12 protein-coding genes are annotated in these 15,432 nt (G+C 63.6%); 9 read left to right on the forward strand and 3 right to left on the reverse strand.

The genetic code is table 11. The features are described 5' to 3' along the window. The first annotated feature begins 30 nt into the window (after window positions 1-30). Window positions 31-1,329: an amino-acid N-acetyltransferase gene (gene argA / locus MF6396_RS14420; RefSeq protein ID WP_058541759.1), complete on the forward strand. Its 1,299-nt coding sequence runs from the start codon at window positions 31-33 to the stop codon at window positions 1,327-1,329. A 75-nt stretch (window positions 1,330-1,404) separates the two neighbouring features. Here argA and MF6396_RS14425 read toward each other — a convergent pair whose 3' ends face one another. Beyond that, window positions 1,405-2,781 (reverse strand): glutamine synthetase family protein, encoded by a 1,377-nt coding sequence (locus MF6396_RS14425; RefSeq protein WP_043863423.1) that lies wholly within the window; start codon window positions 2,779-2,781, stop codon window positions 1,405-1,407. Window positions 2,782-3,384: 603 nt separating this feature from the next. On the opposite strand from MF6396_RS14425, the gene MF6396_RS14430 reads away from it, so the two are divergent. The 7 genes from MF6396_RS14430 to MF6396_RS14460 all read left to right on the forward strand — a co-directional run bounded on the left by MF6396_RS14430 (window position 3,385) and on the right by MF6396_RS14460 (window position 11,684). Then, window positions 3,385-4,743: a glutamine synthetase family protein gene (locus tag MF6396_RS14430; RefSeq protein WP_043863424.1), complete on the forward strand. Its 1,359-nt coding sequence runs from the start codon at window positions 3,385-3,387 to the stop codon at window positions 4,741-4,743. 48 nt (window positions 4,744-4,791) lie between these two features. Beyond that, complete coding sequence (locus MF6396_RS14435; protein WP_043863425.1) at window positions 4,792-6,150, forward strand: aspartate aminotransferase family protein; 1,359 nt, start codon at window positions 4,792-4,794, stop codon at window positions 6,148-6,150. A gap of 169 nt (window positions 6,151-6,319) precedes the next feature. Continuing rightward, window positions 6,320-7,417 (forward strand): polyamine ABC transporter substrate-binding protein, encoded by a 1,098-nt coding sequence (locus MF6396_RS14440; protein ID WP_043863426.1) that lies wholly within the window; start codon window positions 6,320-6,322, stop codon window positions 7,415-7,417. Window positions 7,418-7,581: 164 nt separating this feature from the next. Next, window positions 7,582-8,676, forward strand: coding sequence for a polyamine ABC transporter substrate-binding protein (locus MF6396_RS14445; RefSeq protein WP_043863427.1), 1,095 nt, complete (start codon window positions 7,582-7,584; stop codon window positions 8,674-8,676). Between the two features lie 58 nt (window positions 8,677-8,734). Continuing rightward, a complete protein-coding gene (potA, locus tag MF6396_RS14450) occupies window positions 8,735-9,877 on the forward strand; it encodes a polyamine ABC transporter ATP-binding protein (RefSeq protein WP_078480697.1) in 1,143 nt (380 codons plus the stop codon). Window positions 9,878-9,912: 35 nt separating this feature from the next. After that, window positions 9,913-10,794, forward strand: a complete 882-nt coding sequence (locus MF6396_RS14455) for an ABC transporter permease subunit (RefSeq protein ID WP_173925095.1) — start codon at window positions 9,913-9,915, stop codon at window positions 10,792-10,794. Next, window positions 10,791-11,684, forward strand: coding sequence for an ABC transporter permease subunit (locus MF6396_RS14460; protein ID WP_043863430.1), 894 nt, complete (start codon window positions 10,791-10,793; stop codon window positions 11,682-11,684). Before MF6396_RS14455 ends, MF6396_RS14460 begins: the two co-directional genes overlap by 4 nt. Window positions 11,685-11,786: 102 nt before the next feature. Here the strand turns inward: MF6396_RS14460 and MF6396_RS14465 are convergent, their stop codons facing one another. After that, the gene (locus tag MF6396_RS14465; protein ID WP_078480699.1) at window positions 11,787-14,159 is read right to left on the reverse strand and encodes a penicillin acylase family protein; all 2,373 of its coding nucleotides are present in this window, start codon (window positions 14,157-14,159) and stop codon (window positions 11,787-11,789) included. 100 nt (window positions 14,160-14,259) lie between these two features. Between MF6396_RS14465 and MF6396_RS14470 the strand changes: the two genes are divergently transcribed. After that, a complete protein-coding gene (locus MF6396_RS14470) occupies window positions 14,260-14,808 on the forward strand; it encodes a sugar O-acetyltransferase (RefSeq protein ID WP_078480700.1) in 549 nt (182 codons plus the stop codon). On the opposite strand, the gene MF6396_RS14475 is transcribed toward MF6396_RS14470, so the two are convergent. Further along, the gene (locus MF6396_RS14475) at window positions 14,805-15,362 is read right to left on the reverse strand and encodes a DUF6436 domain-containing protein (RefSeq protein WP_043863433.1); all 558 of its coding nucleotides are present in this window, start codon (window positions 15,360-15,362) and stop codon (window positions 14,805-14,807) included. The genes MF6396_RS14470 and MF6396_RS14475 overlap by 4 nt on opposite strands. Window positions 15,363-15,432 lie beyond the last annotated feature (70 nt).

The raw sequence follows: 15,432 nt of genomic DNA on the forward strand, positions 1-15,432 counted from the left end.
TTTTTCCACAGGTTTCTACAGGCTCTGGTTATGCCCGAATACGTCAATTGGCTGCGTCATGCTTCGCCTTACATCAATGCCCACCGCGACTGCACCTTCGTGGTCATGCTGCCCGGTGACGGGGTCGAGCACCCCAACTTCGGCAATATCGTCCACGACCTGGTGCTGCTGCACAGCCTGGGCGTGCGCCTGGTGCTGGTGCACGGTTCGCGCCCGCAGATCGAAAGCCGCCTGGCCGCCCGCGGCCTTAGCGCGCACTACCATCACGGCCTGCGCATCACCGATGCGGCCACCCTGGAATGCGTGATCGACGCGGTCGGCCACCTGCGCATCGCCATCGAGGCGCGCCTGTCGATGGACATGGCCGCGTCGCCGATGCAGGGTTCGCGCCTGCGCGTGGCCGCCGGCAACCTGGTCACGGCGCGCCCCATCGGCGTGCTCGAAGGCGTCGATTATCACCACACCGGCGAAGTGCGCCGGGTCGATCGCAAGGGCATCAATCGCCTGCTCGACGAGCGCTCCATCGTGCTGCTGTCGCCGCTGGGCTATTCGCCCACCGGCGAGATCTTCAACCTGGCCTGCGAAGACGTCGCCACCCGTGCGGCCATCGAGCTGGGGGCCGACAAGCTGCTGCTGTTCGGCGCCGAGCGCGGGCTGATGGATGAGAGCGGCAGGCTGGTGCGTGAGCTGCGCCCGCAGCAGGTGCCGGCGCATCTGCAGCGCCTGGGCTCGGACTATCAGGGCGAGTTGCTGGACGCGGCCGCCGAAGCCTGCCGTGGCGGTGTGGCGCGCAGCCACATCGTCAGCTATGCCGAGGACGGTGCGCTGCTCACCGAGCTGTTCACCCGTGACGGTGGCGGCACGTTGGTGGCTCAGGAACAGTTCGAGAAGGTGCGCGAGGCGGCCATCGAGGATGTCGGCGGCCTGCTGGACCTGATCAGCCCGCTGGAAGAGCAGGGCATCCTGGTGCGGCGTTCGCGCGAGGTGCTGGAGCGCGAGATCGAGCAGTTCAGTGTGGTGGAGCGCGAGGGGATGATCATTGCCTGCGCGGCGCTGTACCCGATCGCCGATTCGGAGGCGGGCGAGTTGGCGTGCCTGGCGGTGAACCCGGAATACCGGCATGGCGGGCGTGGCGACGAGTTGCTGGAGCGCATCGAGACACGGGCGCGGGAGATGGGCTTGAAGAACTTGTTCGTGCTGACGACGCGCACGGCGCACTGGTTCCGCGAACGCGGCTTCGTGCCCAGCGAGGTGGAGCGGCTGCCTGCGGCGCGGGCTTCGCTGTACAACTACCAGCGCAATTCGAAGATCTTCGAGAAGGCGCTTTAAGGGCTTCGCCGGCAAGGCCGGCTCCTACACGGTCACATCGACCCTGTAGGAGCCGGCCTTGCCGGCGAATGGACCTTACACGGTGTGCAGGTACCAGTTGTACTCAAGGTCGGAGATGGAGTGTTCGAACTCCTCCAGCTCGCTTTCCTTGCAGGCCACGAAGATATCGATGTACTTCGGATCGATGTACTTGGCCATGATCTCGCTGTCGTCCAGCTCGCGCAGTGCATCACGCAGGTTGTTCGGCAGGCTCTGCTCGTTCTGCTCGTAGGAGTTGCCCACCATCGCCGGGCCCGGTTCGACCTTGTTGGTCAGACCGTGGTGCACGCCCGCCAGTACGGCTGCCATCAGCAGGTACGGGTTGGCGTCGGCACCGGCCACACGGTGCTCCAGGCGCACGGCGTCCGGCGTGCCGGTCGGTACGCGCAAGGCCACGGTACGGTTGTCCAGGCCCCAGGTCGGGGAGTTGGGCACGTAGAACTGGGCACCAAAACGGCGGTACGAGTTGACGTTCGGGCACAGGAACGCCATCGACGCCGGCAGGGTCTCGAGCACACCGCCGATCGCGTGACGCAATGCGGCGTTCTGCTCGGGATCCTCGCTGGTAAAGATGTTCTTGCCATCCTTGTCCAGCACCGAGATATGCACGTGCAGACCATTGCCCGCCTGGCCAGGGTACGGCTTGGCCATGAAGGTGGTGTCCATCTCATGGTCGTAGGCGATGTTCTTGATCAGACGCTTGAGCAGTACGGCGTAGTCGCAGGCCTTGATCGGGTCGGCCACGTGGTGCAGGTTCACTTCGAACTGCGCCGGGGCACTTTCCTTGACGATGGCATCAGCCGGGATGCCTTGTTCCTTGGCACCTTCCAGAATGTCCTGCAGGCAGTCGACGTACTCGTCGAGGTCGTCGATCAGGTACACCTGGGTGGAGATCGGACGCTTGCCCGAGATCGGCGAGCGCGGCGGCTGTGGACGGCCGTTCACGTTCTCCTGGTCGATCAGGTAGAACTCCAGCTCGAACGCGGCGCAGATGGTCAGGCCCAGGTCGTCGAACTTGCTCACCACCTGGCGCAGCACTTCACGCGGGTCGGCGAAGAACGGCTCGCCCTCGAGCTCGTGCATGGTCATCAGCAGCTGCGCGGTAGGGCGCTTCTGCCAGGGCTCGTTGGAGAGGGTACCGGGGATGGGATAGCAGATACGGTCGGCATCGCCGATGTCCAGGCCCAGGCCGGTGCTTTCGACGGTGGAACCGTTGATGTCCAGGGCGAAGAGGGAGGCCGGCAGGTTGATGCCTTTCTCGTAAACCTTGTGCAGGCTCGTGCGTTCGATGCGCTTGCCACGCACCACACCATTCATATCTGCAATCAGAAGGTCAACGTAGAGAACCTCAGGATGTTCCTTAAGGAACGCGTTCGCTTCGTTAAGCTGAACGGCACGCGGGGGTACCGACATGATGCAACACCTTTGTTGTTAAAAATATCAATCAATGGGGGCTTGCAGGTTCAGTCAACGCGAAAGCCCTGCTGAAGTCAAGCCAGCCCCATCATGCCCTAAAACGGCGCTGAAGCGGCATTTTTGCTGCAAATGAGGGCGTCGACAAGGCCTGCTTTGGTAGCGAGACAGCGACTTTGAGCGGGCCGTATTCTATTTTTTACAGGGGTGTTGTGTAAAAAAATGAACAAGGCTAAGCTCGGTTGCAACCCATAACAGCAATAATACCGGGGGTTACATGTCTCGCCAGCCGACAATCGGCGTCACCGGCCGCACCGCGCGGATCGGTCTGCACGCCCGCCGCACCCACGGCAGATACCGCGTGGCCGTGCGCCGCCACCTGGCCGCAATAATTGACGGCCTGGGCTGCATGCCCGGTATCGCACCCTCTTCTGTAATCGACTGCCACCACTATAGCCGGCCAGGCGGCCCAGCGGGTATTGCCCTGCGCGTTCGCCCCGTGGCAGGTGCTTTGCTTTAGCGTCGTGCGGCATCCAGAATGAGCAGGACGGCCCAGCCTGGGCGTCCTGACGTCAGTCCAGACATTTACCTCCTGAGGTATTTATGAGTAACAACCTCGACCAGCTCACCGATTGGTTGAAAGAGCACAAGATCACCGAAGTCGAGTGTCTGATCAGCGACCTCACCGGTATCACGCGCGGCAAGATCTCCCCCACCAACAAGTTCATTGCCGAAAAGGGCATGCGCCTGCCCGAAAGTGTGCTGTTGCAGACGGTGACCGGCGACTACGTCGACGATGACATCTATTACGAGCTGCTCGATCCGGCCGACATCGACATGATCTGTCGCCCCGACGAGAACGCGGTATTCCTGGTGCCATGGGCCATCGAGCCCACCGCGCAGGTGATCCACGACACCTACGACAAGCAGGGCAACCCGGTCGAGCTGTCGCCGCGCAACGTGCTCAAGAAGGTCTTGAAGCTCTACGCCGACAAAGGCTGGCAGCCGATTGTGGCGCCGGAGATGGAGTTCTACCTGACCAAGCGCTGCGAGGACCCGGACTTCCCGCTGCAGCCGCCCATCGGCCGCTCCGGCCGCCCCGAGACCGGTCGCCAGTCGTTCTCCATCGAGGCCGCCAACGAATTCGACCCGCTGTTCGAGGACGTCTACGACTGGTGCGAACTGCAGCACCTGGACCTGGACACGCTGATCCACGAGGACGGCACCGCGCAGATGGAAATCAACTTCCGTCACGGCAACGCGCTGTCGCTGGCCGACCAGATCCTGGTGTTCAAGCGCACCATGCGTGAGGCCGCGCTCAAGCACAACGTCGCCGCCACCTTCATGGCCAAGCCCATGACCGGCGAGCCGGGCAGTGCGATGCACCTGCACCAGAGCATCATCGACGTGAACACCGGCAAGAACATCTTCTCCAACGAAGACGGCAGCATGAGCCAGCTGTTCCTGCACCACGTCGGTGGCCTGCAGAAGTTCATCCCGTCGGTGCTGCCGCTGTTTGCCCCCAACGTCAACTCGTTCCGCCGCTTCCTGCCCGACACCTCGGCGCCGGTCAACGTGGAGTGGGGCGAGGAGAACCGCACCGTGGGCCTGCGCGTGCCGGATGCCGGCCCGCAGAACCGGCGTGTGGAAAACCGCCTGCCCGGCGCCGACGCCAACCCTTACCTGGCGATTGCCGCCAGCCTGTTGTGCGGCTACATCGGCATGGTCGAAGGCATCAACCCCAGCGCGCCGGTCAAGGGCCGCGGTTACGAGCGGCGCAACCTGCGCCTGCCGCTGACCATCGAGGACGCCCTTGAACGCATGGAGAACTGCAGCGCGCTGGAGCCGTACCTGGGCAAGAAATTCATCGCAGGCTACGTCGCCACCAAACGCGCCGAGCATGAAAATTTCAAACGCGTGATCAGCTCCTGGGAACGCGAGTTCCTGCTGTTCGCGGTCTGATAAACCCCGGGGCCGCAGGAGCGCGGCCGTCAGTCATCGGAGAAGCACATGAGCGTCAAGAACCCGCAAACCCGCGAGTGGCAAGACCTGAGTCGTGATCATCACCTGGCGCCGTTCAGCGACTACAAGCAGCTGAAGGAAAAAGGCCCGCGGATCATCACCAAGGCCAAGGGCGTGCACCTGTGGGACAGCGAGGGCAACAAGATCCTCGACGGCATGGCCGGGCTGTGGTGCGTGGCCGTCGGCTACGGCCGTGAAGAACTGGCCGAGGCGGCAGCCAGCCAGATGCGCGAGCTGCCGTACTACAACCTGTTCTTCCAGACCGCCCACCCGCCGGCGCTGGAGCTGGCCCGGGCGATCACCGAGGTGGCCCCTGCGGGCATGAGCCATGTGTTCTTCACCGGCTCCGGCTCCGAAGGCAACGACACCAACCTGCGCATGGTCCGCCATTACTGGGCGCTCAAGGGCAAGCCGCAGAAGCAGGTGATCATCGGTCGGGTCAACGGCTATCACGGCTCCACCGTGGCCGGCGCTGCCCTGGGCGGCATGAGCGGCATGCACGAGCAGGGCGGTACGCTGCCGGGCATCGTGCATATTGCGCAGCCGTACTGGTTCGGCGAAGGCGGCGACATGACCCCGGACGCGTTCGGCGTATGGGCCGCCGAGCAACTGGAGAAGAAGATCCTCGAGGTCGGCGAAGACAACGTGGCCGCCTTTATCGCCGAGCCGATCCAGGGTGCTGGCGGGGTGATCATCCCACCAGAAACCTACTGGCCGAAGATCAAGGAAATCCTCGCCAAGTACGAAATCCTGTTCATTGCCGATGAGGTGATCTGCGGTTTCGGTCGTACCGGCCAGTGGTTCGGTACCGACTACTACGGCCTCAAGCCCGACCTGATGACCATCGCTAAGGGCCTGACTTCGGGCTACATCCCCATGGGCGGCGTGATCGTGCGTGACGAAGTGGCGGCCGTGCTCAGCGAGGGCGGCGACTTCAACCACGGCTTCACCTACAGCGGCCACCCGGTGGCGGCAGCGGTGGCCCTGGAAAACCTGCGGATCCTGCGCGACGAGAAAATCATCGAGCGCGTTCAGGCAGAAACGGCACCGTATTTGCAGAAACGTCTGCGTGAGCTGAACGATCATCCGCTGGTGGGCGAGGTCCGTGGCCTGGGCATGCTCGGCGCGATCGAGCTGGTCAAGGACAAGGCGACCCGCACCCGTTACGAGGGCAAGGGCGTGGGCATGATCTGCCGCCAGTTCTGCTTCGACAACGGGCTGATCATGCGCGCCGTGGGCGACACCATGATCATCGCGCCGCCGCTGGTCATCACCTGCGAGGAGATCGACGAGCTGGTGGAAAAGGCACGCAAATGCCTGGACCTGACGCTCGAAGCGTTGAAGTGAGCAGGTGCTAGGCTCAGCCTTGGGTTGAATGGCGATCTGCGGCGCACTCTGGTTGAAACCGCGCCGTGGATCTTGCCAGACTAGCGACTGTTTCAGTCGCCCAGCGCTTGCGCCGAACGAGTCGGTCGCTGAACAGATGGTTTCTATAAAAAATTCTGGAGCATTACGCATGAAGAAAATGGGCAAGACGCTGTTGGCCGCTACCCTCGCGGGGTTGATGGCCGGTGCTGTTCAGGCGGACGACAAGGTGCTGCACGTCTACAACTGGTCCGACTACATTGCGCCGGACACCATCGCCAAGTTCGAGAAGCAGTCGGGCATCAAGGTGGTCTACGACGTGTTCGACAGCAACGAAACCCTGGAAGCCAAGCTGCTGGCCGGCAAGTCGGGCTACGACGTGGTGGTACCGTCCAACAACTTCCTGGCCAAGCAGATCAAGGCCGGTGTGTACCAGGAGCTGGACAAGTCCAAGCTGCCGAACTGGAAGAACCTCGACGAAGACCTGCTCAAGGCCGTGGGCGATGCCAGTGACCAGGGCAACAAGCATGCCTTCCCGTACATGTGGGGCAGCATCGGCATCGGCTACAACCCCGAGAAGGTCAAGGCCGCGCTGGGCGTCGACAAGATCGACTCGTGGGACGTGGTGTTCAAGCCGGAAAACATCGCCAAGCTCAAGAGCTGCGGCGTGAGTTTCCTCGACGCACCGACCGAAATGATCCCGGCGGCCCTGCATTACCTGGGCAAGCCGACCAACAGCAAGGACAAGGCAGACCTGAAGGCCGCCGAAGACCTGTTCCTGAGCATTCGCCCATCGGTGGCGTACTTCCATTCCTCCAAGTACATCTCGGACCTGGCCAACGGCAACATCTGCGTGGCCGTGGGTTACTCGGGTGACCTGGAGCAGTCCAAGGCCCGTGCCCACGAAGCGGGCGACAAGGTCAAGCTGGCCTACAGCATTCCGAAAGAAGGCGCCGGCACCTTCTATGACATGGTCGCGATTCCCAAGGACGCCACCAATGTCGAAGCAGCCTACAAGTTCATGGACTTCCTGATGCAGCCGGAAGTCATGGCCGAGATCACCAACGCCGTGCGCTTCCCGAACGGCAACAAGGCAGCCACCGCTCTGGTGGACAAGGACATCTCCGGCGACCCGAGCATCTACCCGTCGGATGAAGTGAAGAAGCACCTGTACGCGATCAGCGACCTGGATGCAGGCACCCTGCGCCTGATCACCCGCAGCTGGACCAAGATCAAATCGGGCAAATAAATCCGGTTTTTCCCGTCAGGCACTGAAAAACAGTGCCTGAACGGGGCTCGAGGGCAAATTCTTTTTGCTCGATGGGTGTATCGAAGGTAAGTTGCGCGCCGGTTTGCCGGTACCGCAGGCGTATCTGCCAAACGACTCGGGCACTTTTGTAGAGGACCTCCCACTTGTCTACTTCACATTTTCGCAAGGCCGTCCTGGCCACAGCGAGCCTGACGCTGGCGATCAGTGTCCAGGCGGCGCCCACGGTGCATATCTACAACTGGTCGGACTACATCGGCCAGACCACCCTTGCGGACTTCGAAAAGGAGACCGGCATCAAGCCGGTGCAGGACGTCTTCGATTCCAACGAAACCCTGGAAGGCAAGCTGCTGGCCGGTCGCACCGGCTATGACGTGGTGGTGCCGTCCAACCATTTCCTCGGCAAGCAGATCAAGGCGGGCGCGTTCCAGAAGCTCGACAAGACGCTGCTGCCCAACTATTCCAATCTCGACCCGGCCCTGATGAAGCGCCTGGAGAAGAACGACCCGGGCAACCAGTACGCGGTCCCCTACCTGTGGGGCACCAATGGCATCGGCTACAACGTCGAGAAGGTCAAGGCCGCGCTGGGAACCGACACCATCGATTCATGGGCCGTGCTGTTCGAGCCGGAAAACATCAAGAAACTCTCCAAGTGCGGCGTGGCGTTCCTCGACTCGGCCGACGAGATGCTGCCGGCGGTGCTCAACTACATGGGCCGCGACCCCAACAGCACCAACCCCAAGGACTACGCCGACGCCGAGAAGAAGCTGCTGGCCATACGTCCCTACGTGACCTACTTCCACTCGTCCAAGTACATCTCGGACCTGGCCAACGGCGACATCTGCGTGGCCGCCGGCTTCTCCGGCGACGTGTTCCAGGCCAAGTCCCGCGCCGAAGAGGCGGGCAAGGGCGTGGAAATCGCCTACGCGATCCCCAAGGAAGGCGGCAACCTCTGGTTCGACATGCTGGCGATTCCCAAGGACGCCAAGAACGTCAAAGAGGCCCACGCCTTCATCAACTATCTGCTCAAGCCTGAGGTCATCGCCCAGGTCAGCGATTACGTCGGTTACGCCAACCCGAACCCCAAGGCTGGCGAACTCATGGACCAGAGCGTGCGAACCGACGCAGCGGTTTACCCACCGCAAGAGGTGCTGGACAAGCTGTACGTCAACTCAGAGTTACCCCCCAAAGTGCAACGTTTGATGACCCGAAGCTGGACCAAGATCAAGTCGGGCAAGTAACTATCCAGGGCCCGTCACGGCAGGGGCGGGCACCAAAATCTTGTTGGGAGTTTCACACATGGCAGTTGCCTCCGGTGCCTATAAGAAAGCCCTAGAAGGCGATCAGCAACCTAAACAGGTGCTGGTCAAGATCGACCGGGTTACAAAGAAGTTCGACGAAACCGTAGCGGTGGACGATGTGTCCCTGGAGATCAAGAAGGGCGAGATCTTCGCGCTGCTCGGTGGCTCCGGTTCGGGCAAGTCCACCTTGCTGCGCATGCTGGCAGGGTTCGAGCGCCCGACCGAAGGGCGGATCTTCCTCGATGGCGTGGACATCACCGATATGCCGCCCTACGAGCGGCCGATCAACATGATGTTCCAGTCCTACGCGCTGTTCCCGCACATGAGCGTGGCCGGCAACATCGCCTTCGGCCTCAAGCAGGACCGCATGAGCAAGGACGAGATCGAGGCGCGGGTGGCCGAGATGCTCAAGCTGGTGCACATGACCCAGTACGCCAAGCGCAAGCCGCACCAGCTCTCCGGTGGCCAGCGCCAGCGTGTGGCCCTGGCCCGTTCGCTGGCCAAGCGGCCCAAGCTGCTGCTGCTCGATGAGCCGATGGGCGCGCTGGACAAGAAACTGCGTTCGCAGATGCAGCTGGAACTGGTGGAGATCATCGAGCGCGTGGGCGTGACCTGCGTGATGGTGACCCACGACCAGGAAGAGGCCATGACCATGGCCCAGCGCATCGCGATCATGCACCTGGGCTGGATTGCCCAGATCGGCAGCCCCATCGATATCTACGAAACCCCCACCAGCCGCCTGGTGTGCGAGTTCATCGGCAACGTCAACCTGTTCGAAGGCGAAGTGGTCGAGGACGCCGAGGGCCACGCGCTGATCGCCAGCCCCGAGCTCGAGCGCAAGATCTACGTGGGCCACGGTGTGACCACCTCGGTCGAAGACAAGCGCATCACCTATGCGCTGCGTCCGGAAAAACTGCTGGTGACCACCGAGCAGCCGAGCTTCGAGTTCAACTGGTCCCACGGCAAGGTGCACGACATCGCCTACCTGGGTGGCCATTCGGTGTTCTACGTGGAGCTGCCAGGCGGCAAGATCGTGCAGTCGTTCGTCGCCAACGCCGAGCGCCAGGGCACCCGGCCGACCTGGGATGACCAGGTCTACGTGTGGTGGGAAGACGACAGCGGCGTGGTCCTGCGGTCATGACAGCGCGCAAGCTCAAGCGAGCGTTTCAGCGATTGATACCCGAAGGGCGTCACCTGGTGATCGGGGTGCCGTTCCTGTGGCTGTTCCTGTTCTTCATGCTGCCGTTCTTCATCGTGCTGAAGATCAGCTTTGCCGAAGCCGACGTGGCGATCCCGCCGTACACCGAGATCTTCACCTACCTCGAAGACAAGGTTCAGCTGGTACTCAACCTGGCCAACTATGGCCTGTTGACCGAGGACGAGCTGTACATCGCGGCCTACCTGGGCTCGTTGAAGATGGCCCTGATCAGCACGATCCTGTGCCTGGCGATCGGCTACCCGATGGCCTACGCCATCGCCAACGCGCGCAAGGAAATGCAGACCGTGTTGCTGCTGCTGATCATGATGCCGACCTGGACGGCGATCCTGATCCGCGTGTATGCGTGGATGGGCATCCTCAGCAACAACGGGCTGCTCAATGCCTTCCTGATGTGGCTGGGGCTGATCGATCAGCCGCTGCAGATCCTCAACACCAACCTGGCGGTGTATATCGGCGTGGTCTATTCGTACCTGCCGTTCATGATCCTGCCGCTCTACGCCAACCTGGTCAAACACGACCAGAGCCTGCTGGAAGCGGCGTCCGACCTGGGTTCGAGCACCTTCAACAGCTTCTGGAAAATCACCGTGCCGCTGTCCAAGAACGGCATCGTGGCCGGCTGCATGCTGGTGTTCATCCCGGTGGTGGGCGAGTTCGTGATCCCCGAGCTGCTGGGCGGCCCGGAAACCCTGATGATCGGCAAGGTGCTGTGGCAGGAATTCTTCAACAACCGTGACTGGCCGGTGGCATCCGCCCTGGCGGTGGTGATGCTGGCAATCCTGATCGTGCCCATCCTGCTGTTCAACCGCAGCCAGGCCAAAGAGATGGAGGGCAGGGCATGAAGCGTTTCAGTTTCTCCAAACTGATGTTGGTGGTAGGCCTGCTGTTCATCTACCTGCCCATGCTGATCCTGGTGATCTACTCGTTCAACGCCTCCAAGCTGGTGACGGTGTGGGGGGGCTGGTCGGTGAAGTGGTACGTGGGCCTGCTCGACAACACCCAGCTGATGGGCTCGGTGATGCGCTCGCTGGAGATCGCCTGCTACACCGCGGTGGCCGCGGTGGCGCTGGGTACCCTGGCGGCGTTCGTACTGACCCGTGTGACCCGCTTCAAGGGGCGCACGCTGTTCGGAGGCCTGGTCACCGCACCGCTGGTAATGCCTGAGGTGATCACCGGTCTGTCGCTGTTGCTGCTGTTCGTGGCCATGGCGCAGATGATCGGCTGGCCGCAGGAGCGCGGCATCGTCACCATCTGGATCGCTCACACCACGTTCTGCGCCGCCTATGTGGCGGTGGTGGTGTCGGCCCGCCTGCGCGAGCTGGACCTGTCCATCGAAGAGGCGGCCATGGACCTGGGCGCGCGGCCGTGGAAGGTGTTCTTCCTGATCACCATCCCGATGATCGCGCCGTCGCTGGCGGCGGGCGGCATGATGTCGTTCGCACTGTCGCTGGACGACCTGGTGCTGGCCAGCTTCGTGTCCGGGCCGGGTTCGACCACCTTGCCGATGGAAGTGTTCTCGGCGGTGCGCCTTGGCGTGAAGCCTGAGATCAACGCGGTGGCCAGCCTGATCCTGCTCAGCGTGTCGCTGGTGACCTTCATGGTCTGGTACTTCAGCCGCCGTGCCGAAGAGCGCCGCAAGCGCGCGATCCAGCAAGCCATCGAAGAAAGCGCCGCGGACTCGTGGAAGCAGCCGGACGTGCGCCGCGCCACTGCGGCGCAGGTCTCGGCCTGATCTGAAAAAGCCATCACGGGTCACGCCCGCCCCCACAGGTTTTGCGAACACCGCAGACCCCTGTGGGAGCGGGCGTGACCCGCGATGGGCTGCACAGCAGCCCTAGGGCACCAGCCGCAACGTCCCCTCGGTCTCCCCCGCCAACCCCATCAGCGCCCGCTGATACCTGCCGTCGATATAGTCCTGCGCCTGATCGGCATAGTGCCTGTCGAACACCACGCCGCTCTGCCCGAGCGGGTTGATGCTCAGCGCCGTCCCCGCATCGGCGAAATCGATCACGCGCCGCGTCGATGGCCCGTAGGTCACCGGCCACGGTGTCGGGCCGATTCTGGATGACAGGTTGTTCGGTACCTCATGCGCGCCCGGCGCCGCGAATGGCCCCACGTTGAACAGCAGGTTCAGCGGCTTCTGCGCACCCAGCGGGTGCCCGTGGGTCAAGGTGTGCGCCTTGCCCCACTGCCAGTTCGCCGGGTCCTTGCCCAGGGTGGTGCGCAGGTGCGCCAGGGTGTTGTCCCAGGCCAGCTTGACCACCGTTTCGCGGTCACTGTGCGCGTTGCTGCCCTTGCGCGCCCACCACTGCGAATCCACGTCTGCGGCCAGGCGCGGCAGCAAGGTATCCACCATGCGCGTCGACAGCAGCGTCTCGAACCATTCGTCACCGAGCTCGTCATGGGTGGCGGCGCGGGCGAATTCGTACAGCAGCTGGTTGAACAGCGTGGCGCTGGTCGATTCCACCGGGTAGTCGCCGCGCCACGCGGCCAGTTGCTCGACCAGCTCGCGCTCGTGTACGTCGGTGACCACCTGGCGCAGTACCGACAGCAGCGGTGTGAGCATGTGCGGGCCATAGGCGGTGGCCGTGTCCAGCTGCAATGCCTGGCTGTTGTGCAGGTCCCACTTCACGCCGGGCGAGGCCAGGTTGTTGTTGAGCTGGCGGCCGCGGTCCGGCGGGTTGTAGTAGCCGGGGATGACCATGCCGGTGGGCGACACCGGCTGGAAGTTGGCCGAGACGATGTAGCCCGCGGCGGGGTTCTCCTGCTGCGGGTTGGCGCTGAACGGGTAGAAGCCGAGCTTGTCGGCCTGGGCCGTGCTGCCGTCGAGAATGAACGCCGGGTTCACCCCGGCCGGGCGGATCGGCAACTGCGCTGCCGCCCACCAGCCGATGTCGCCCTGTGCGTTGGCCCATACCAGGTTGAGGCCGGGGGCGTGTATCTTGGCGGCGGCCGCACGCATCCTGTCCAGGGTGTTGGCGCGGTTGATGTCGTAGAAGGCCTCCAGGATCGGGTTCTCGGTTTCCAGGAATGCCCACCACATCGCGATCGGCGTGCCGTTTTCATGCCCACTGACGGCGGGGTTGATGATCGGCCCGTGCTGCGAGCGGCGCAGGGTGAGGGTGAGCGGGTCTTCCCCCTTGATCCGGACCTGCTGCTGGGTGGAGGTGAGGTCGTGCCACTGGCCGTGGATCTTCACCTGTTCGGGATTGTCCGGGTTGACCTGCTCGGCGATCAGGTCGAGGTCGTCGTTCTGGAACATGGTCAGGCTCCAGCCGAACTCGCGGTTGTGTCCCAGCGAGGCGAACGGATTCAGCGCCTGGTGGTAGCCGTACAGGTGAAAGCCCGGCGCCGACAGTTCGGCCTCGTACCACACCGACGGCACCGAGAAGCGAATATGCGGGTCGCCCGCCAGCAGCGGCTTGCCACTGGCGGTGAGCCTGCCGCTGACGGCCCAGGCGTTGCTGCCCTCGAATTGCGGCAGGCCCGCATCGCCCAGCGCCTGGTGGCTGACCTGGGCGATGCGGCCCAGCCTGCGCCAGTCGGCGGCAGCCAGGTGTGGCGGGGTCTGCACCGCGCCTTCGGGGTCCCAACCCAGGTCGAAGTCGCTGAGGTAGTACTTGCCCAGGTGATCGCGCACGTAGGTCAGCAGCGGCTCGGTACGAAACGCGGCGGCGAAGCTGTAGGCCATGAACCCTGCGATGCTCAGGGTGTCCTCGGCGGTGAACGGGCGCGGTGTGATGCCCAGCACATCGAACTCCACGGGCCTGGGGTGCGAGTCCTGCCAGGCGTTCACGCCCTCCAGGTAGGCTTGCAGGGCCAGCCAGGCCGGGGATTGCCTGTCCTGGCGGGCGACCATGCTGCGCGCCTGCTCGGCAATGCGCAGGCTGCGGAACAGGGTGTCGGTCTCCACCAGCTTGGGGCCCAGTACCTCGGCCAGTTCGCCATTGGCCAGGCGCCGGGTGATTTCCATCTGGAACAGGCGGTCCTGGGCGTGCACGTAGCCCAGTGCGCGGTACAGGTCGGTTTCGTTCTGCGCCTGGATGTGCGGTACGCCGCGCTGGTCGTAGCGCACGCTTACCGGCGCCTGCAGGCCGGCCACGGTGACTTCGCCGGTGCGTTGCGGCAACTTGCTGTGGGCATACCAGTAGCCACCGCCGGCGACGGCGGCGATGAGCACCGCAAGAAGGGTAAGGCTGCGTTTCATCGGGGCTCCTTGTGCGAGGATCGTTCCTTGCCCTGGCCGGTCAGATGTTCGGCACAGGATAGACCCTGCAACTTAACCCATCCCAGGAAGCCACGGTCCGATGAACCCCAGTGAAAAGCAGAAAATGCTCGCCGGCCAGCTCTATCATGCCGGCTGTCCCGAGCTGCAGGCCGAGCAGATCGCCAACAAGCACTGGATGTACCGCTACAACCATTCCCCCGAACTGCTCAACGAGCAGCGTCATGCCCTGCTGGTCGAGCACTTCGCCAGGGTGGGGGCAGGCGCGGTGATCCGGCCGCCGTTTCATTGCGACTACGGCTACAACATCACGCTGGGCGCCAACGTGTTCGTCAACTTCAACTGCGTGATCCTCGACGTGGTGCAGGTGCACATCGGCGATGACTGCCAGATCGGCCCCGGTGTGCAGATCCTCACCGCCGACCATCCGCGCGATCCGGCCATCCGCCGTTCGGGGCTGGAGAGCGGGCGCCCGGTGAACATCGGCAGCAACGTGTGGATCGGTGCCGGTGCGCTGATTCTGCCAGGGGTGAGCATTGGTGATGATGCGATCATCGGCGCGGGCGCAGTGGTGACCCGCGATTTGCCGGCGGGGGCGACAGCGATGGGCAACCCGGCACGGGTACGCTAGCCGGCCCAGGGGCAATAGCAGCCCACCGCCAGGGTGTGGGTGGCGTTCACGCTGCGGCCCTGGGTGAGGGCCAGCAGAATGGGCTCGATGAAGCTGTTGCTCGAATTGCACGTGGCACCCTCGCTGTAGGGGCCGAAGTAGGCGAGCTGGCCGTTGCGGTCCCAGATCGCAACCGCAGGGCTTGCCGGCAGGTGCTCGGCGCCGGGCAGATCGGCCAGTGGCTTGAGCGCGCCGAGGGTGGCGGGCAGTTGGCCGTGGGTGCCGGGCTTTTGCACCACGTAGAACTCCACGCCCTGGGCGGCGAAGTGCTCGGTCAGCTCGGCCAGGTGCTGCTGGTTGCCGACGTTGCAGGGGCAGGCCGGGTCCCAGAAGTGCACCAGGCGGACGGGGCCGGGGCCGGCGATGTCTTCCGGCAGGCGCAGAGTGTCGCCGGCGAACAGTGCGGTGTGGTTGTCGAAGGGGCGCAGGTAGCGGCCCTGGAAGCTGTCGTAGGCCCACCACAGGCCGGCGGCGCAGAGGAGCAGGGTGAGGCCGGTGAGCAGGTGGCGGGGCATCGGGGGTACCAATTCTGGAAAGGGGTGTATCTTTTCGCCGGCAAGGCCGGCGCCTACGGGCGAGGGGGCG

Source organism: Pseudomonas sp. MF6396, assembly GCF_002018915.1.
Taxonomy (GTDB): Bacteria; Pseudomonadota; Gammaproteobacteria; order Pseudomonadales; family Pseudomonadaceae; genus Aquipseudomonas; species Aquipseudomonas palmensis.

Excerpts from the sequence above, each read along its gene's own strand:
- MF6396_RS14475 (WP_043863433.1), bottom strand. The coding sequence starts at position 15,362 with ATGCCCCGCCACCTGCTCACCGGCCTCACCCTGCTCCTCTGCGCCGCC.
- argA (WP_058541759.1), top strand. The coding sequence starts at position 31 with ATGCCCGAATACGTCAATTGGCTGCGTCATGCTTCGCCTTACATCAAT.
- MF6396_RS14435 (WP_043863425.1), top strand. The coding sequence starts at position 4,792 with ATGAGCGTCAAGAACCCGCAAACCCGCGAGTGGCAAGACCTGAGTCGT.
- MF6396_RS14460 (WP_043863430.1), top strand. The coding sequence starts at position 10,791 with ATGAAGCGTTTCAGTTTCTCCAAACTGATGTTGGTGGTAGGCCTGCTG.
- MF6396_RS14430 (WP_043863424.1), top strand. The coding sequence starts at position 3,385 with ATGAGTAACAACCTCGACCAGCTCACCGATTGGTTGAAAGAGCACAAG.
- MF6396_RS14470 (WP_078480700.1), top strand. The coding sequence starts at position 14,260 with ATGAACCCCAGTGAAAAGCAGAAAATGCTCGCCGGCCAGCTCTATCAT.
- MF6396_RS14465 (WP_078480699.1), bottom strand. The coding sequence starts at position 14,159 with ATGAAACGCAGCCTTACCCTTCTTGCGGTGCTCATCGCCGCCGTCGCC.
- MF6396_RS14425 (WP_043863423.1), bottom strand. The coding sequence starts at position 2,781 with ATGTCGGTACCCCCGCGTGCCGTTCAGCTTAACGAAGCGAACGCGTTC.
- MF6396_RS14440 (WP_043863426.1), top strand. The coding sequence starts at position 6,320 with ATGAAGAAAATGGGCAAGACGCTGTTGGCCGCTACCCTCGCGGGGTTG.
- potA (WP_078480697.1), top strand. The coding sequence starts at position 8,735 with ATGGCAGTTGCCTCCGGTGCCTATAAGAAAGCCCTAGAAGGCGATCAG.